At 30.5% G+C, this 18,517-nt stretch carries 22 protein-coding genes; all 22 read right to left on the bottom strand.

The window, feature by feature from the left end:
* Positions 1-14: 14 nt before the first annotated feature.
* The 22 genes from AACL07_RS00175 to ftsH all read right to left on the bottom strand — a co-directional run bounded on the left by AACL07_RS00175 (position 15) and on the right by ftsH (position 18,483).
* Positions 15-854 (bottom strand): MBL fold metallo-hydrolase, encoded by an 840-nt coding sequence (locus AACL07_RS00175; protein WP_338983579.1) that lies wholly within the window; start codon positions 852-854, stop codon positions 15-17.
* Positions 855-875: 21 nt separating this feature from the next.
* A complete protein-coding gene (gene nusG, locus AACL07_RS00170) occupies positions 876-1,499 on the bottom strand; it encodes a transcription termination/antitermination protein NusG (protein WP_338983577.1) in 624 nt (207 codons plus the stop codon).
* Between the two features lie 10 nt (positions 1,500-1,509).
* Positions 1,510-1,890: a preprotein translocase subunit SecE gene (gene secE, locus AACL07_RS00165; RefSeq protein ID WP_338983575.1), complete on the bottom strand. Its 381-nt coding sequence runs from the start codon at positions 1,888-1,890 to the stop codon at positions 1,510-1,512.
* Positions 1,890-2,048: a 50S ribosomal protein L33 gene (gene rpmG / locus AACL07_RS00160; RefSeq protein WP_338983573.1), complete on the bottom strand. Its 159-nt coding sequence runs from the start codon at positions 2,046-2,048 to the stop codon at positions 1,890-1,892. Before rpmG ends, secE begins: the two co-directional genes overlap by 1 nt.
* A 68-nt stretch (positions 2,049-2,116) precedes the next feature.
* Complete coding sequence (locus AACL07_RS00155; RefSeq protein ID WP_338983571.1) at positions 2,117-2,671, bottom strand: hypothetical protein; 555 nt, start codon at positions 2,669-2,671, stop codon at positions 2,117-2,119.
* Entirely contained in the window at positions 2,664-3,383 is a 720-nt protein-coding gene (gene rlmB / locus AACL07_RS00150) for a 23S rRNA (guanosine(2251)-2'-O)-methyltransferase RlmB (RefSeq protein ID WP_338983569.1), read from the bottom strand. Before rlmB ends, AACL07_RS00155 begins: the two co-directional genes overlap by 8 nt.
* On the bottom strand, positions 3,383-4,675 hold the full coding sequence (gene cysS / locus AACL07_RS00145) for a cysteine--tRNA ligase (RefSeq protein WP_338983567.1): 1,293 nt from the start codon (positions 4,673-4,675) through the stop codon (positions 3,383-3,385). The genes rlmB and cysS overlap by 1 nt, the downstream gene beginning before the upstream one ends.
* Before the next feature lie 5 nt (positions 4,676-4,680).
* Positions 4,681-5,619: a hypothetical protein gene (locus tag AACL07_RS00140; protein WP_338983565.1), complete on the bottom strand. Its 939-nt coding sequence runs from the start codon at positions 5,617-5,619 to the stop codon at positions 4,681-4,683.
* Positions 5,620-5,684: 65 nt separating this feature from the next.
* Complete coding sequence (locus AACL07_RS00135) at positions 5,685-6,320, bottom strand: uracil-DNA glycosylase (protein WP_338983563.1); 636 nt, start codon at positions 6,318-6,320, stop codon at positions 5,685-5,687.
* Positions 6,321-6,368: 48 nt separating this feature from the next.
* Positions 6,369-7,481 carry a lipoprotein gene (locus tag AACL07_RS00130; RefSeq protein WP_338983561.1) on the bottom strand — a complete coding sequence of 371 codons (1,113 nt, stop codon included), beginning with the start codon at positions 7,479-7,481 and terminating at the stop codon, positions 6,369-6,371.
* A 32-nt stretch (positions 7,482-7,513) separates the two neighbouring features.
* Positions 7,514-8,830, bottom strand: coding sequence for a replicative DNA helicase (gene dnaB, locus AACL07_RS00125; protein WP_338983560.1), 1,317 nt, complete (start codon positions 8,828-8,830; stop codon positions 7,514-7,516).
* 2 nt (positions 8,831-8,832) lie between these two features.
* Positions 8,833-9,273 carry a 50S ribosomal protein L9 gene (gene rplI / locus AACL07_RS00120; RefSeq protein WP_338983559.1) on the bottom strand — a complete coding sequence of 147 codons (441 nt, stop codon included), beginning with the start codon at positions 9,271-9,273 and terminating at the stop codon, positions 8,833-8,835.
* 83 nt (positions 9,274-9,356) lie between these two features.
* Positions 9,357-9,578 carry a 30S ribosomal protein S18 gene (rpsR, locus tag AACL07_RS00115; protein ID WP_338983558.1) on the bottom strand — a complete coding sequence of 74 codons (222 nt, stop codon included), beginning with the start codon at positions 9,576-9,578 and terminating at the stop codon, positions 9,357-9,359.
* Positions 9,579-9,581: 3 nt separating this feature from the next.
* On the bottom strand, positions 9,582-10,010 hold the full coding sequence (locus AACL07_RS00110; protein ID WP_338983556.1) for a single-stranded DNA-binding protein: 429 nt from the start codon (positions 10,008-10,010) through the stop codon (positions 9,582-9,584).
* A 4-nt stretch (positions 10,011-10,014) separates the two neighbouring features.
* On the bottom strand, positions 10,015-10,626 hold the full coding sequence (gene rpsF, locus AACL07_RS00105) for a 30S ribosomal protein S6 (protein WP_338983554.1): 612 nt from the start codon (positions 10,624-10,626) through the stop codon (positions 10,015-10,017).
* 86 nt (positions 10,627-10,712) lie between these two features.
* Positions 10,713-11,714 carry a hypothetical protein gene (locus AACL07_RS00100; protein WP_338983552.1) on the bottom strand — a complete coding sequence of 334 codons (1,002 nt, stop codon included), beginning with the start codon at positions 11,712-11,714 and terminating at the stop codon, positions 10,713-10,715.
* A 3-nt stretch (positions 11,715-11,717) separates the two neighbouring features.
* Positions 11,718-13,214 (bottom strand): lysine--tRNA ligase, encoded by a 1,497-nt coding sequence (lysS, locus tag AACL07_RS00095; RefSeq protein ID WP_338983551.1) that lies wholly within the window; start codon positions 13,212-13,214, stop codon positions 11,718-11,720.
* On the bottom strand, positions 13,195-14,202 hold the full coding sequence (dusB, locus tag AACL07_RS00090) for a tRNA dihydrouridine synthase DusB (protein WP_338983549.1): 1,008 nt from the start codon (positions 14,200-14,202) through the stop codon (positions 13,195-13,197). Before dusB ends, lysS begins: the two co-directional genes overlap by 20 nt.
* 5 nt (positions 14,203-14,207) lie before the next feature.
* A complete protein-coding gene (locus AACL07_RS00085; protein WP_338983547.1) occupies positions 14,208-14,519 on the bottom strand; it encodes a DUF1904 family protein in 312 nt (103 codons plus the stop codon).
* Positions 14,520-14,645: 126 nt separating this feature from the next.
* Positions 14,646-15,641 carry an ABC transporter ATP-binding protein gene (locus AACL07_RS00080; protein WP_338983545.1) on the bottom strand — a complete coding sequence of 332 codons (996 nt, stop codon included), beginning with the start codon at positions 15,639-15,641 and terminating at the stop codon, positions 14,646-14,648.
* A 37-nt stretch (positions 15,642-15,678) separates the two neighbouring features.
* The gene (locus AACL07_RS00075; protein WP_338983543.1) at positions 15,679-16,533 is read right to left on the bottom strand and encodes an Hsp33 family molecular chaperone HslO; all 855 of its coding nucleotides are present in this window, start codon (positions 16,531-16,533) and stop codon (positions 15,679-15,681) included.
* Positions 16,534-16,575: 42 nt separating this feature from the next.
* Entirely contained in the window at positions 16,576-18,483 is a 1,908-nt protein-coding gene (ftsH, locus tag AACL07_RS00070; RefSeq protein ID WP_338983541.1) for an ATP-dependent zinc metalloprotease FtsH, read from the bottom strand.
* Positions 18,484-18,517: the final 34 nt, after the last annotated feature.

Raw genomic sequence — 18,517 nt, 5'->3', positions numbered from 1 at the left:
AGTTTAAAAAGATATTATTTTTTTGCTTTTTTAGACCCGCCCCATAATGATCCTGGGTTGGCATAGTTTGGATATAACTTTAGCATCTCGTTATATAGTTCCAAAGTTGTGTTTGTTGTTTTATCTAAAGAGTTAAAGTCTTCAATGTATTTTTTAGTATTTTCTAAAATCTTTGGTGAATTACTATTCTCTGGAATTTTATGATTTGCAATAACTGTTTCAGGCTTTAGTGCTATTAATTTATTAACAGATTCAATTCAATTAATGCGTGATTCAGTTGTTGTTTCAGACATATATTGGTGTATACCATTGTAAACAACGTCACCAGCAACCACTAACTTCATATTTGGAATTCATAACGCCGTAGTGTCGTTAGTATCTGTAAATCCTGTTTTGATTATTTCAAATTTATTTCCTTCAAACTCAAAACAATCTTCAACTAATGGTTTTGGAAACACTTGGGGTTCTGGGATTTGATTTGGGAAAAGTAACCCCCAGAAACTCGCAATATATTCTGGGTTTCCCTCTCTAATGGCATGCTCTGCAGTTTCTCTTGTGGATAACGCCACCGCTTCCGGGAATGCCTCAGTCAGTTGCTTTATGCCGTAGAAGTGGTCACCATGACCGTGAGTTATATAGATATGTGTTAATTTTTTATTAAACGTTTTAATTCACTCAATCAAATCATTATTTTGTTTTATTGTTGTAAATGTATCTATTAATATCGCATTGTCTTCACTATAAATTAGAGTGGCAGAACTTGCGACTCACCGCAAGCTTTCGTTTCCCTTTGGCAAGTCTCTTGTAACACCTTCTCTTTTAATTATAAATTCTGATACTTGCAATTTTTTCATAAGCAAATTTTCCTTATGTTCTTATAATTTATATGCTAATTCTAGTGATGAAAATTCAACTTCTGAAGGAGTAACTCTACCGAACATTTCAATTTCAATAATTGCAACACCTTTTACAAAATCCATTTCAGTAACTTGACCCTCCATTCCTTCGAATGGTCCTGATTTGATCAATACAATATCTTTAACTTTGAAGTCTGCATTATGTTGTACTTTTTCTTTTTTAGCAACCGCTTTGTTTTTGTTTGTTGTTTCTTTTTCTACAGCTTTTGGTTTCATGTTCAACATTCTTGCAATTTCTTCTGCAGTAATTGGGAACGGTTTTACACCTTTACCAGATGAACCAATAAAACCAGTAACTCCTGTTGTGTTACGGATTGTAAATCATGTTTCATCCGTCATTAACATGTTGATAAAAATATACCCTGGGAATTTGTTTTTATCTACTACTTTTTTGTTTTTATCTACAACTGAATGTTTTGAAACTCTAACATCAAAGATTGTTGAGTTTAAGTTGTTTGTTGTAATTTTTTGTTTGATATCTCCAGCGACTTTGTCTTCATGTCCTGAATAACAGTTAACAACAAATCATTGTCCTTTATAAGATTCTAATTCTTCTAATAATTCTAAGTTTAATTTTTCCATGTGGGTCCTTTTATTTAATAATGCTTAATGCACGAAACAGTGATACTAATCCTAAATCTAATGAGAAGAATATAATAGCTGCAACTGTGATAAAAATAAGTACTGTTACAAATTTTTTACCAAGTTCTTTTCTTGTTGGTGTTTTTAATTTATTTGCTTCTTTTAATAGCTTGATCGGAAATTCTTTGAAATGAACTTTTCTACCTTCACTCTTGTGAAGTTTTTTAATTTCATGTTCTTCAATGATTGAATCTTTATTCTTCTCGATGTCTTCATATCCACCAAGGAGTTGAGCCTTCATTGCTAATCTCTCTTCGTTTCTATTTTTCTTAGCTTCACGCTTAGATTCTTTTAGCGCAAGCTTAGCAGCTTTTTTTTCATCTTTATTCATTATCTTGATTCCTTGTGTAACGTATGCAAGTTACATGTTTGACAAAACTTTTTAATTGATAATCTATCTTTTTGTGAAATTGAACTTTTTGTGAAAGAATAGTTTCTTGATAAACAATCTTCACAAATTAATAAAATCTTTTTCTTTGATCTAAGCATTAATTTCTCCAAATAAAAAAGCAATATTTCTATTGCTTAATATGTCAATAGTATAGCATAGAAAAATGTTAGTTCAACATTGTTTTATAGCTATCTACAAAATTGTTATATTGCCTACTTACGGTAGACTGGGAAAGATTCATAATATCTGAAACTTCTTTTTTATTGTGTCCTTCTAATAACAACTTAATTGTTTTTCTTTCAGTTGTTGATTTGAGACCATCAAGGTAGTAGTCACAATATAATCTAAAATTAATATCTTTAGTACCATTTTCTAGTACCGAAGAGTTGTAGAGACACAAATCGTTATTATAAATAACTTGTGTTTTAGGGACACTACCTCTACCGCGAACTGTTCGTATGCGGTCGAATATTCTTCTTTTAAATGTCATTGATATTATTTTTTTCATAGAATCAAATTCTAATCTACCGTACTTTTCATGGAAAGTATTAATTGATTGTCAACAAATAAAATACATATCTTCTTTGTCTAAACCAATTTCGGTAAATGCTTGGGAAGCCTTTCAGGTCATTTTTGTTAATAACTCTGCTAGCTCATATGTTTGTTGTTTGTCTAAATATTCACAAGATTGATACACTAAAATTAAATGGTTATTATCCACGACTCTTGCTCAGAGAATGCAAAATGATTCCTGTAGCAACAGATACGTTTAATGAGTCAATTATATTTTTTGTTTCTATTTTGAATTTGTAATCTGAGATGTTTTGAATTTTCTTGCTCACGCCTTCTCCTTCGTTACCAACAATAATTACAGATTTGGTATCAAATTTAATTTGGTCAATTTCAACAGAATCATCTGCTAAAGCTGAACAATAAATTCAATATCCGTTTTTTTTCAACTGCTCAATTGCATTTGATAAATTTGATACACGAGCAATTTTAGTTTTAAAAAGTGTACCTGCAGATGTTTTGAAAACAGTTGCATTTATTGCGACTTGATCATGATCTAGCATCAATATTAGATCAACACCAAATAACGTTGCACTCCTTATGATTGCGCCCATATTGTGGGGGTCTTGGATCTTATCCAAACATAGTATCGTATTGTACTTATCAATATTTTTACCAACATCACCAAAATGTGTATATTGAAATTCTTTGACTTCGCAAATAATCCCTTGGTGATTTTCTAAAGTTATATCATCCATTTTTCTTCTCGGAAGTTTTGTAACAGATACTTTAAGTGTATTTAAAATTTCTGTTTCACTTTTTGAAAGGCTAATTGAATCTTGAATATAAACTGAGATAACAATCTCGGGACTGTTTTGTAAAATATTAAATACAGGTTTTCTTCCATATAAAAAGTCTTTCATTACAATACCCCAATTCTTGTTAGTTCATTTCTTATTTCATCTGCTTCTTTAAATTGTTTTTCACTTATGTGATTTTTTCATTTCTTTAATAGCTTGATTTCTACATTGCTAATAGTTATTAATTTAATTTCTATTCCTAATACTTCTAATATTTTTACTAATTGTTTGTACAAATCACTAAATTCTTTATTTGATATTTCGGAATTAATCTCTTTCACAATTTTATCTACAAGAGTAATTACTTGTCCAGTATTTAAATTGTCGTTCATAAAACTTTCAAACTCATTTATATAGTCTGAACTTGTTTCATTTATTAATTCTAAGTTTTCATTAATAATTGATTGTTTTATTGTATTTGTTACTTTTGCAATTCATTTGTTTGCATCTTCAATGTCCTTATCAGTAATTGATAGTGGGTTTGAATAGTTTGTTTTTAGCATTAATAATCTTAAAACATTTGTTGAATTTGATTTTAAAAAATCTCTAAGGTTCACAATGTTACCAAGTGACTTAGACATTTTTTCTTTATTGACATTTAATGACCCATTGTGCATTCATATCTTCGAAAGTTCTAATTGATACATTCCAAAGAATTGAATACGTTCATTCTCATGATGAGGGAACTTTAGATCAATTCCCCCAACATGTACATCTAACTCTTTTTTAAAGTATTTGTCAACCAAAGCTACACACTCAGTATGTCACCCCGGTCTTCCTTTACAAAATTGTGTTTCTCAATTTAAACCAACTTCAGTTGATTTTCATAGTGCAAAGTCGAGTGGATCATTTTTTTCAGATAAACTATCATCTGAAATTAATTGATCAATTTTTTGTTTTGAAATTGATCCGTATGTATCTAAGTTGTTTTTTAAATCAAAATATACACTTCCATTTTTAATATATGCTTTTTTGCTATCTACTAATTTTTTAATGAAAGATTCAATTGTGGGAATTTCTTCAGAAATTTTAATCATACGATTTGGTTTGATGATATTCAAAGAATATAAATCTTCATTAAACTCTTTTATATATTTTTCTGTTATTTCGAATTCAGTTTTATTTTCAGCGATTGCTTTGTTAATTATCTTGTCATCGATATCAGTAATGTTCATCATGTAATCGACTTCAATATTTTGGTAATTTAAAAATCTAACTAGTACATCAGTTAGTAATATTGGTCTTGCATTACCTATATGAATGTTTGAATAAACTGTAGGTCCACAAGTATATATTTTTATTGTTTTATTTTTTAGGTCAACTTTTTCATTTGATCTCGAGTCAAATATTTTCATAGAAATTAAAAGTCCCTTTTTACAAGTGGCCCGATAATTTTATATGTTGTATATAACACAACAGTGTTGAACGCTATTTTAAACGGAGCTTGAACTAAACGTCCAACTACCATCGCTGAATAACCGGTGTCGCCTACTCCAAATAGGTTGGCCTCACCCCACGGACTTATTAATATGGTTATTACAAATTCCGAAGATATGGTTAACAATAATATGGGAACTAAAACATTAAGTGTTTTAGACTTTTTCTTGAAATGCAATGTTAGAACAAGTATTCAGGTACCAACAGCAACTGACACAATCATTATTGCAAATATGATTGCAAAATATTTAGCTTCCAATTGTCATTTCAAAATTTCAATTGGAATCGGTAGACCATTTGCATCTAACCCAAGTGGTGCCTCTCCACCATAGATAAACAATATAACTCCTGCAAACATTAATAAGAAAACATTAATTATTCCAAATGATATTCAGTAGTTACCTTTTGAAGCTCTCATGAATGAAGAAGCAACTCCACCAAAAAAACCATAAGCTAACATTAAAATAATGTATGCTGGGTGAATGTATGAGGGAACAAAAATCATTACTAATAGTTCTGTAATTCCACCAATAATTAAACCGATGACTGGACCAAAAATGAATCCAGACATCTTTACCAGAATACCTTCAATAGCAATTCTAATTGGAGGAAGTACCGCAATCGGAACAGTCATACAAATAACAATAGTAACACTTACACTTACTGCAATAAGCATAGTCATTCCTGTTATGTTTTTTGTTGAGAACCTAATACCGTGATATCTTTCTTTTAAAAATACATATGATCCTCAGTTATACAAGACATAAAAAAGCGCAACAATTCCAATCAATATTGAAATAGCGATAGCTAAATTAGAACCTTCTAATAAGTAGTGTTTGAAGTCTGTTAAATTGCTTAACATTGTGTCGTCCTCTTTTGCTTATATTTTACTAAATTATTATAGGAAAACCTTATTTATTAATAATTCTATTTTTCAAAATCAATTGGGTTTTCACCTATTTCCGCTAACAATGAATTGATTTTTGAAAATGGTTTTGACCCTTTGAAACCTCTATAACTTAATGGTGATGGGTGATGGGATTTTATTACATTGTTTGTTTTAAATTCTAACTTATCAAAAACCTTTTGTGAACTATTTCCCCATAAGCAATAAACTATATTTGGATTTGATTTATTTAATTTTTCTAAAATACTAATTGTTATTTTTTCTCAACCCAATTCTTTGTGTGAGTTAGGTTTATGTGGTTCGACGGTTCAAATTGTATTTATCAGAAAAACACCTTGTCTAACTCAATTAGACAAATCATTGTTATCAAAGTGATCAATTCCTAGATCGTCTTTTAATTCTTTAAATATATTTTTTAAACTTGGTGGGGTTTTTATTCCATTGTTTACACTGAACGCAATTCCGTTTGCTTGTCCAACGTTGTGATATGGATCTTGACCAATTATCACAACTTTAACATCTTCAGGTTTTGATAATTTAAAAATAGTAAGTAGATCATTTGATGTTGGAAAATAATCAGTTTTTATTTTAGATTGAACTTGACTAATCTCGTCAACAAGTTCTTGTCCTACAAAATAATTTCATTCTTTATTCATAACTTCTCCAATAAAAAAAATAATAGCAATTGCTATTATTTTAAAGTATTAATTTGTTGTTTCTGTTTCAAGTGTTATTTTGATATCGTCAAACATATTTTTACTTCCACTAAAATCTTTGGGATTATTTGCAAATGTGAATCCACCAAATAAATAAGGAACTCAATAATATAGACTTGTTCTTGTTGTTTGTTTTATTTTCTTGCCATCCACTTCAATTTCTTCTGTTGTTTCTTTTGTAGTAGCTGTGCTTGGCATTCAAACTGTTTTTATACCAGCTGCTTTAATTTTTATTGTTTCATCATTTTCAAGATTATTTAAGTCACCATATTTGATTTCAAAATTAAGTGAGCCACCAGGTATTTCACCGACTACAAATGAGTCCATTAAACTAACGCCATATTTAGAATCTTTATTTTCTTCTGTTGATTTTATGTACGTCAAAGTCGGTTCAGTATTAAATACAGATGTGTTTTCACCCTCTGTCGGTTTATCTATTATTTTTATTGTAGTGTCTTTTGAATATGGCAGAGAATCACCTATGACTTTTTTTTCTTCAAGAGTTTTTATTGCCTCTTCAAATTTTTCTCTATTTTTACTTTTGAATTCTTCTTCAGGCTTATCTTTGTTATCGTGATTTCAAATACTTTCATCATCGAATGCCGCTTTATAGTTTTCATATGTTTTTGTAGGTGTTAAGCTTGGTTCTTGTAAATTACCGTCTTTACTTACTTCGGTAATAAGTGTGAATCTCATTTTAGTTTTTGCATCAAGTTCTTTAAACTCGTTTGTCATTTTAATCTCTTTAAATCCATCATTGTTTTTTGAAGTTAATCTTCCATATAAGTCTTCATCTTGAGTTTTAGAAATTTCATATAAGTTTTGAGTTTTAACTTCTTCACCAAATGTTTCATAAACCTTTTTTAATTTAGCGTCGTTGTGGTTATATTTAGCTTCGTTAAATGTTAAAAACTCCAACAAACTAATCATTGTTTTTTGGGGCTCACCTCAATATTTTTTACCAGTTTCTTTATCACCGATATTTTCGTCGCCAATAAAAAGGTCAATTGGTAAAGTTTTCATACCACATGATACTACAGTTACTGCACCAATGGTTGTTGTTAGTGTAATTGCACCAATTAATGCTAATAACTTTCTCATGTATATTCCTCGTTTATTTTATTAATTATATATTACATTTTTTTATTTTCAAATTTACCAAATGTTTTAATGAATTCTAGTGACACTGTTCCGATAGCACCATTACGGTGTTTTGCAATAATGACATCAGTGTTTGTACTTTCTTGTTCTTCTTTTTTATAATACGCTTCACGGTATAAAAACATAATGATATCAGCATCCTGTTCGATCGCTCCTGAATCTCTTAAGTCACTCATCATAGGTGTTTTGTCTTCTCTCTTTTCAACTGAACGTGATAGTTGTGATAGACAAATAATTGGTATTTCAAGTGTACGCGCAATTGTTTTTAGTTGTCTTGAAATTTCAGAAACTTCTTGTTGACGACCACTTGGGTTTGGGTTGATTGAGTTTATTAATTGTAGGTAGTCAATGAATGCAATTTTGATATTATTTTCATGTTTCATTTTTCTCAGTTTTGATTGAATTTGTAAAACATTAATTGAAGCCGTGTCATCAATAATAATGTTTTGTTCTCTTAAGATATCTGAAGCATCAGTTATGTTTGCTCAGTTTACATTTCTTGCATTTCTAATTTGTGTTCCATCAATTCCACCAACTGATGAAATCATTCTTTGGACCAATTGTTCTTTGGGCATCTCAAGTGAAAAGAAGGCTACTCCACCTTTTTCTTTTCTCATTTTATCAGACGCGTTAAACGCAAGGTTTAGCGCAAAAGCCGTTTTACCCATTGATGGTCTAGCTGCTAGAATTACTAAATCTGATTTTTGTCATCCATCTGTGATTTTGTTTAGTTCACTAAATCCAGTATCAACACCCGTAATTTTGTTTGTTGATCTTTCAGCCAACTCTTGCATATGCTTTATAACATCACCAAGGATATCTTTAACACTTTCTGGTTCATCTTTTTTTGATGTTATATTAATGTTTAAAATATTTTCTTGTGCTTCAGAAATTATTTGATCAATGTATCCACCTTCAATTCTTTTATTTTTTATACCTTCAATTATTTTATCTAGTTGTCTACCTTTAGAGTGTTTCATTACAACCTCTAATAAGTCTCCATAACCTTCATCAGTAAAGTAAAGTGTTGTGATGTCATAAAGTGCTGGTCTTCCACCAATAACCTCTAGTTTCTTACTTGTTTCAAGATGTTCTGCAATTTGTGTCGTAGACACAACTGTGTTCTTACTTACAAGATCAGATATTGCTTCAAAAATTATTGCATGTCTCTCTGTTGAAAAATCACCTTTAGCAAGGTTAGAAATAACTTCGTATGCAACTGTCTCTGAGTTTAGTGCCATAGCTAACAGGTCAGCTTCTACACGCTCTAACATTTCTTTGTTGTTCATTGTTATTTCTCCTCAATTGTTATTTTTAGTATTGCTTTAATACCGTGACTTAATTTGCAAACCACCTCTTTATTACCAGTTGATCTAAAGTTTATTTTTTCAACAAATGCTTTTTTAGTAATTGAAATATTATTCTTATTTAACTCACTTAAAATTGCAGATGATGTGATGGCACCTTGTGCCATTCCGTTATTCACTTTCAAATACAAAATAATATTTAGATCTTCAATTTTATCTTTTAATTCATTTGCAATTTTGATTTCGATATCATTATTTTTATCATCTTCAATTTGGTTTCTTTTTCTTTTTTCAATGTTAAATGCAGTTGCAGGCATTGCCAAGTTTTTTGGAATTAATTGATTTCTTGCATAACCATCAGACACTTCTTTGATTTCATTTTTCTTACCAACATTTTTTACGTCAACTAATAAAATTACTTTCATGTATACCTCGAATTAATTATTCTTATTATATCAACAAGACGTTTAATTACTTGAAATAAAAAAACGGAAATATTCCGTTTTTCTTATTGAACGATAAAAGGTAGTAATCCCATTATTCTAGCTCTTTTGACTGCAGTTGCTAATGCTCTTTGGTGTTTTGGTGAAGTACCAGTAACACGTCTTGGTAACATTTGTCCTGTTTTAGATATGAATCTTTTTAATAATTCAACATCTTTATAGTCGATGTAATCAATATTGTTCTTTGCGAAAAAATTGACCTTTTTTCTTTTAATGATTTTTTTCATATTCTAATCCTCTCATAAAATTGAATCGTTATTTACAGCTGGAGTCTCATTTTTTTCTTCAACCAAATCATAACCATAGTTATTTAATGTTCTTGATTGTGAACTTTTTTGAGATTGTGAACCACTGTTTGCTGATTCTAAAAATGTAACTTTTGAAACATTCACACTTGTGTATGTTGTGTATTGTCCATTTTTATTTTCTGTTCTTACATTGATTGATCCCTCAACAGCTATTTGAGATCCTTTTTTTAAAAACCTTGCCATGTTTTCTGCTTGTTTATTTCAAGCAATACATGAAATAAATTGAGTTTGTCTTTCTCCACCGAAGAAGTCATCTACAGCAAGTGTAAATTGAGTATACGGTTTTGAATTAGATGTTGATTTTAATTCAATATCTTTTGTAATTCTTCCGATTAAATTAACTGAATTCATTTAATTATTTTTTAGGAGCTGGTGTTTTTACAGCTTCCTTTTTTGGCTCCGGTTTAGCAGTTGTTGTTGCAGCTGGTTTAGCATCAGTTGTTGCAGGTTTTGCAGCATCTGTTTTTGGTGTTGATTTTCAATCAGGTTTTGGTGTTGATTTTCAATCAGGTTTTGCATATGGTCTTCTTGTTGGATCGTATGCAGGTGTTGATCCGTCAGCATTTGCTGCATTAAATTTATTGTAACGTTCGATTTTTTTAGCATCATATGCTTTTTTCATATCGTCCATCATTTTTGCAACATCTGTTTTTGACAGTTTAGTTGTTTGAATGTAATTTTTTTCACTTTCAGTATTAATTGCCATTGTTCTAATAACGTTTCTATCAATTTTAGCAATACGGTGGAATTCCAAAATATTGTCTGAATTTGTTTCTGCTATTACTACGATGTATCTACCTTGTTCTTTTTTATTGATTATGTATGCAAATTTTTTGATACCTCAATCTTCAGCTTCGATGATTTTACCACCGTCCACTTTTAAAATGTTTTCAAGTTTAGTTCTTAATTCTTCTACGTTTGGTGTACCTTGATCTAAAATGTACATTACTTCATATTTTCTTTTCATAACTTTCTCCTTATGGTCTTTGGCCTAAAGCGGCAAGGAGTTAACTACGTAAAATAATTAACTCTTAAAAAATATTATACTATTAATTATAAAAAAATATCGATGTTGTTTTTTTCACAGTCTTCAACAAACTCATCATCTCAAACAGAAGCATGAACTTCTGCTACGTGTTCTTTTTCTAAAATCATCATTGAAACTGCATTTGTATATATTCCAGCAGTTATAGTTCTTGGTAATTCATTCTTTTTAATTAAGTGGTTGTATCCTGTTTCTGATTTTCAACCTTCTCTTGAAATTATATTTTGTTTTTTTAGAACATCTCTTCCTACTTGATAGCTTGCATAAGCTAGAGAGACCGATGTTTCAATTACATTGTTATAAACAAATAATTCAACGTATGTATCAAAGTCAAAAACGTCATTTGAATGTTGATCAAATTCTTTTGAAGCTGTTTGGTTTTTTATAAAGTTAGTTAAAACAAATGTTCCATGTTCTTGACCAAAGTGGTCAATTCTTTCTTTTAAGTTTAGTAAAGGATACAAGTTTCTAAGTTGCGAGTATTTTATGAAAGTTATTGATTTTGAGAGGTGGTTATTTGACAACTCTTTATACTTACTTGTAATTTGTTTATCAGATTTTTTTAAAATTCTATAAATCTCAGAAATAACAAAATTAACTTTATCCATTGAGTATTCGCTTTGAACTTGGTCGAATCCAATTTCTTTATGAATAATTGATTTTGTATTTGAAGGCTCAATATTTCTTCTTACGCAATTAAATTCGGTGATTACACCTTCATCAACTGCAAAGTTATTTCTGTGTAAAAAATATCTTCTTCATTTATTATTTGAAATTAATAGCTCACCAAAATTATGTTTAGTTTTTATATCAAAATCAATTGCTCTTTGAGTTAGTTTAAAGTCATCATTTAATCATAATTTTCTCTCTGTTATAAGACCACTGTCGAATTGTGTTAAATTAAACTTTTCAATTAAAGAAGCAAATAAACTCACTTTAATTTCATTAAGTGAGTTTATTGTTTCTCTGTTGTTTAATTTAGAGGCATAACCTATTTTGATTTTTTTCATTAACTATTCCTTGTTTTTTAATTGAGGGAAAAGCAATACATCTTTAATTGAATCATTTCCAGTTAATAACATAACTAATCTATCGATTCCAATTCCGATACCACCTGTTGGAGGCATCCCATATTCTAGCGCCTCTACGAAGTCAATATCCATATCTGTAGCTTCGTCGTTTCCGGCTGATGCTTCTTTGATTTGATCTAAGAATCTATCATATTGATCAATTGGATTATTTAATTCTGAGAACGCATTTGCGTATTCCCTACCAATAATAAATAATTCAAATCTATCTGTGAACCTGGGGTCATTTTTATTTCTTTTAGCAAGTGGAGAAATCTCAACAGGATGTCCAAAAATAAATGTAGGTTCTACAATTGTGCTTTCAACAAATTCCTCAAAGAATAAGTTAATTATGTGTCCAACACTGAAGTGATGTTTTTCAACTCTCACTTTGTGTTTTTTTGCTAAATCAACTGCATTTGCATGTGTCATTTCTTTTCAAAAATCAACGCCAGTAATTTCTTTAATTGCGTCTACCATGTGTCATTTTTTGAATGGTTTGTCTAAATCTAGTTTGTGTCCACCGTATTCTATCTTACAAGTGTTATTTACGGCCATACAGGCCTTTCTAATCATCTCTTCTGCAATATCATATAAGAAGTCAACATTCTTGTATGCAACGTACAATTCTAGTGTTGTAAACTCTGGGTTGTGTCTTGTGCTTATTCCTTCATTTCTGAAAAGTCTACCAATTTCATAAACACCTTCAAACCCACCAACTATACATCTTTTTAAATGCAACTCTGTGGCAATTCTTAAATAGAATTCAGAGTCTAGTGCATTGTAGTATGTTGAAAACGGAGCAGCCGAAGCACCCCCACGTAGGTTATTTAATATTGGAGTTTCAACTTCAAAGTATCCTTTGTCATCTAGTGTGTTTTGTAGTGTTCTAACTATTTTAGTTCTATTTTTAAATGTAGTCATTGTTTCTTCGTTCATTATCAAATCAACATATCTTCTACGGTATTTTTCTTCAACATCAGTTAGTCCATGGAACTTATCTGGAAGCGGTCTTAATGCTTTTGTTAATAAAACATATGAACTAACACGTAATGTTAATTCACCTGTTTTAGTTTTCATCATTGTACCTTCAATTCCAATAATATCTCCCAGGTCTAATTCTTTAAAAACACCAAATAATTCTTCGCCTAAAACATCTTGTCTTACATAAATTTGAATTTTTGAATCTTGATCTTGAATTAAAACAAATGCAGCTTTACTTCCTGCTTCTCTAAATGCACGGATTCTTCCAGCAACTTTAAATTTGTCTTTCTTTGTTTCTAGTTCTTCTTTTGAAAATTTTGAAAAATCATTATTTAGATTAATGATTGTTGTATTTCTGTCAAACTTATCTTCCAAAAATGGATCCATTTTTTTTGAAACTAAATCTTCATATTTTTTTCTTCTAACAATTTCTTGTTCACTAAATTTTCTCTGTGACATACTTTACCTCTTGTTCATTTAAATTATACATATCTATTATTCTAATAATGTCTTTTATCCCGTTAATTTTTGAAGCTTCTTCTTTCATAAATTTACAAATTTCTCTTTTGGGCAATGTTCCAATGTATCAAACAAATTGTTTTCTCATTTCTTTATTTGCTAAGTTCTCGCCTTTGAATTTTACAACCAATTCATAATGTCTTTTAACAACTCTTGATCATTCTTCAAATGTTGGTTTTTCCATTATTTTTCCAGTCTCCATGAAGTAATCAATTTGTTTAAATATTCACGGATTACCTTGTGCACCACGTGAAATCATTACAGCATCACAACCAGTTTGATCAAACATATCTTTAGCGGTTTTCTCATCAACAATATCACCATTACCAATAACCGGTATTATTAACAAGTCTTTTGCTTTTTTAATTCATGATCAGTCAGCATTACCGCGATACATTTCTTCACGTGTTCTTCCGTGAATTGCGATTGCGGCAGCTCCGTTATCTTGCGCAATTTTTGCAGCTTCAAGTATAGTTAATGTTTTTGAATCTCAACCTAAACGCATTTTTACAGTTACTGGTTTAGTTGAGTTTTCAACTGTAGCTTTTACTATTTCACCAATTTTATTTACGTCCTTCATGAGTGAAGAACCAGATTTAGATTTGATAGCAACCTTCGGTGCAGGACAACCCATATTTATATCAATGATTTGACAATCAGAATACTCACTTACATGTTTTGCAGCTTCAGCAAAACTCTCTTTACTTTCTCCAAATATTTGTAACGAAGTTATTGATTCATTTTTATCAACATAAGTCATTGAAGCCGTTCTTAAGTTTTTATGTTTCAAACCTTCAATGCTTACCATTTCTGTATAAACCATACCAGCTCCAAGCTCGCTACAAATAACTCTGAATGCAGCATCACAAACTCCAGCCATTGGTCCTAAAATTGCTTTACCTTTTATTTCAATATTTTTAATGAACATACTTACTAACCAATTCTTTTTCCATCAATATAGAATTTAGAATTTAATTCATAAAAAACAACTCCGACAGTTTTTCCTTCAACACCAAAAAATGATTTTAAATGGTTTGCAAAAATTTCTTCTTTGTCTGGTCTAGACATTCATTCAACATTTATTATCACTGCATAATCTCCATTGCCTTGAGTTACATCAACATCTTGGTTTATGAAAAAGATGTTTTCTTTTTTTGCGACAATTAACTCACATATTTCATCTACCTTGCTCATGTATTCATTTATTTGTTTTTGTGTTGTACCACTGAATTTTATTACTGGCATAATTCTGTCTCCTAAAAGTAATTTTATTATATAAAGTTTACAACCAAATTTGTTGTAATTTATTTTGGAATAAAAAACTACAAGTATCAATAAGATAACCTTGTAGTAATTTGTTGATTTTAAATTCTATGATCAGTCGATGTCGGCTGGCTTCATTGGGTTTTGGTTAATTTCATTTGATCCAATTTTTCCGTTTGATACGTGAATAATTTGATCACCAACTTTTGCAATGTTGGGGTTATGTGTAACGATGATAACTGTTGTTTTAAATTTACGGTTAACGTCAATTAAGATTTCTAAAACTTTTTTTCCCATCTCTTCATCAAGGGCACCTGTAGGTTCATCACCAAAAAGTATTTTTGGATTTTTAGCAATGGCTCTAGCAATAGAAACCCTTTGTTGTTGTCCACCAGACATTTGGTGAGGGTATTTATCAATTTGTTCTTTCATACCAATTGTTTCAAAAATTTCTTCAATCTTTAAACCTTTGTTTTTACTTTTGTTTAGGTTTTCCCCAATTTCAGTATTTTCTCTGGCAGTTAAGTTTGAAAGCAGGTTATATTGTTGGAAAATAAATCCAACATTATCTCTTCTGAATTTTGTTAAGTGTGAATCTTTAAATAATAATAAGTTTGAACCAGATACATAAATATCTCCAGCATCAACTTTATCTAGACCAGAAATAACGTTTAGTAAAGTTGTTTTACCTGAACCAGATGGCCCAAGAATAATAACTACTTTTCCTTTTTTAATTTCTAAGTCTATACCTTTAAGAACTGGTGTAGTGTTTGTTTTGTTTGAATATGCTTTTCTAACATTTTTCAACTCAATAATATTTTCTTCAATATTTGGTGCGTTGTTTGTTGTAGAAATGATTGCTCCATCTAAAACTTCTTTAGAATATTTCTTTACTAATTTTTTGTTTTGTTTTTGTAAATCTTTTAATTCTTTTACATCATCATACTTGTAGTCAACTACTTCTATTACTTTGTACTCTCTCTCTACAGAAACTGTTTCTGTATTATCATCACTTGTTTGTGTTTCAGGTTTTACCTCTTCAACCTTTACTTCTTCAGCTGCTACTTCTTCAGCTTGAACCAAGTCTTTATCTTTTTTTGACATGTTAACTCCCAATGTTTTTAAATTACTTTATTAATTATTATATATTAATATCATTTAATGATATCTTATATTTTTTCCCACAGAACTCACACACTATTTCTGGTTCTTCTTGTTTGTCTAATATCTCTTTAATATCAGCTTTTGATAGTAGCGAAATGAATGAAAGGGATTTTTCATAACTGCATTTACATTCAAATTTTAAATCATTTGTTACACTCAAAATTTTTGAACCCGGTGCTAGATCTTCAACTAAATAATTATAGTTCATTGTCTTAGTAAGTACTTCTCTCATGTGTTGTGTGTTACCTATTTTTGATTCAATATAGTCAACATTTTCTTGTGTGAAACCCGGAAGCATGTGAATCATTATTCCACACGACTTCACCGCTTTGTTATCTTTATCAACAATAGTTGTAGTTGATAGTATGCTGTTTACTTGCTCACTTTTTTTAATGAATAACATTGAGTTAATGTCAATATCACTACTTCTGATTTCTACAGCAGATTCAGAAAGCACGAGTCCTTCACGTATTTTTAATTGAGCCATTTGGCCGTTAGTTCCTAACAGCTGGTCATAAATATTTTTTTTCAAGTCTAACTTTTCTGGTTCCAATAAATAATTTTTAACACCTGCTCTGTATTTGTTGTCAAATATATCTACATTAATTTGCTCCAACAGTCCATCTGTATTTAATTGAAATCTAGTTTCTAGTTGTTTGTCTTTTGTGTTCAAGTTTATTAAAAGTGATGCGCAAATAAATTTTCCCAACATTGTAGATGTCAAAAAATTTGAACTTTGTAGATCAATGTTTTCTTGTAATGTATCTGTAATGTCTACAATTGCAATTGCAATATTGAGGTCATTATTTACAGCTCGTAATGTTATGCTCATGGATATTATTATAAATAAAAAAAGCGGTTTTAAACCACTTTATTAATCTAAGTCATCTGGTGACAATTCAATTAAGTCACCATTTTTGATTTCTTCTTCTTTTTTATTTTTTGCTTCTTTTTCAGCTAAAACTTCTTCTGGAAGTTTCATGTGTTTATCAATGTAAGCAATTTGTTCTGAAGTAATAGTTTCAAGAACGCGTAATGATTCAGCGATCAATTCTAATTCAGGTTTGTTTGCATTAATAACCTTAATAGCTTCAGCGTATGATTCATTCAACATTTTTGATAACTCTTCATCAATTTTAGATGCAACAACATCTGAGTAAGTACCCTTCATGTATCCCGCAGCATCTTCTTGCATAGTAACAAATTTTGTTAATCCTAAACCTGACATACCAAATTGTGTAATCATTCTACGAGCAATGTTTGTAGCTTTGTCTAGATCATCATGTGCACCAGTAGTTACTTTTGTTTTACCAAACATAATTTCTTCAGCAGCACGACCACCGAGGTAACCAGTAATTGTAGCTTTTAAATCATCAATAGATGAAAAGTTAGATTCATCTTTTGGAGTCATAATAGTATAACCTCCAGCTGATCCACGCGGTATGATTGTTACTTTTTGCACTTTAGATGCAGACTCTAATTTCATACCGATCAATGCATGACCTGCTTCATGATAAGAAACGATGTCTTTGTCATGAACTGTCATTGCTCTTGATTTTTTAGCCGGACCACCGATAACTCTATCGATAGCTTCGTCAATGTCAGTAACATCAATTATTTTCTTTTCATTTCTTACAATTAAAATTGCAGCTTCATTAAGTACGTTTTCAAGTTGTGCTCCTGAAAATCCCGGAGTACGTTCAGCAATATTTCTTCAATCAACTTTTGGTGAGACTGATTTATTGCGTGCGTGTAATTTTAAAATCGCTTCACGTTCACGAATGTCTGGTAATGATATTTGAATTGTTCTATCAAAACGCCCTGGTCTTAGTAAAGCATTATCCAAAACGTCAGCACGGTTAGTGGCAGCCATAACAATAATACCTGAGTTACTTTCGAATCCATCCATTTCAACAAGTAGTTGGTTAAGTGTTTGTTCAGTTGTTCCACCACCCATTGATGAATTTCTTTTTCTACCTACGGCATCAATTTCATCAATAAATATAATACAAGGTGCTGTTTTTTTTGCGTCATTAAACAAGTCACGAACACGACTAGCGCCAAGCCCAACAAACATTTCTTCAAACTCTGAACCAGCCATAGAGAAGAACGCCACTCCAGCTTCACCCGCAACAGCTTTAGCTAGTAAAGTTTTACCTGTACCGGGTGGACCTTCCATTAACACACCCTTTGGAACTCTTGCTCCATATTGTGCATATTTTTCTGGTTTCTTTAAATAGTCAACTAGTTCTTGTAATTCAAGTTTTTCTTCGTTGATACCTGCTATGTCTGAAAATTTAACAGTAGATTTAACTTGTCTTGGTTTTGATTTTTGACCACCAAGCATTCCGCCAGCTCCACCTTTTGACATTGCTGAGAAAATTCAAATGTAGAAACAAATTAAAATTATCATTGGTAAGAATGAAGATAATAATCCCATTCATGGGTTTTGTACTTTAGTTCTTGATACCATTTGTCCAATGAAATCGCCAAAGGCTGGATCATTATTTATGATTGGATTGTATTCAAATACGAATTGACCATAACCACCACCTTGAATGAAGTAACCAGATATAACAATTCTGTCAGATGTTCCAACATATTGACCGGTAACATTTTGAGCTAGGATTTTTCCATCCTGAACCATTTGAATGAATTCGTTTGCATTTAAATAGTTTACTGTTCCAGCTTTAACTATAAAAACTACAGCTATAACTAAAATTATAAGTAAAGCGATAATGATTCAAATTCATATCGATCTTTTTCTTTTGTTATTTTTCATTTTAATTTAACTCCACTAGGAAAATCATTCCACT

Origin of the sequence: Spiroplasma endosymbiont of Othius punctulatus (assembly GCF_964019505.1) — a bacterium.
Classification (GTDB): Bacteria; Bacillota_I; Bacilli_A; order Mycoplasmatales; family Mycoplasmataceae; genus TIUS-1.
Note: the sequence above shows the minus strand (reverse complement) of the source record. Positions and strands in the feature narration are given on the sequence as shown.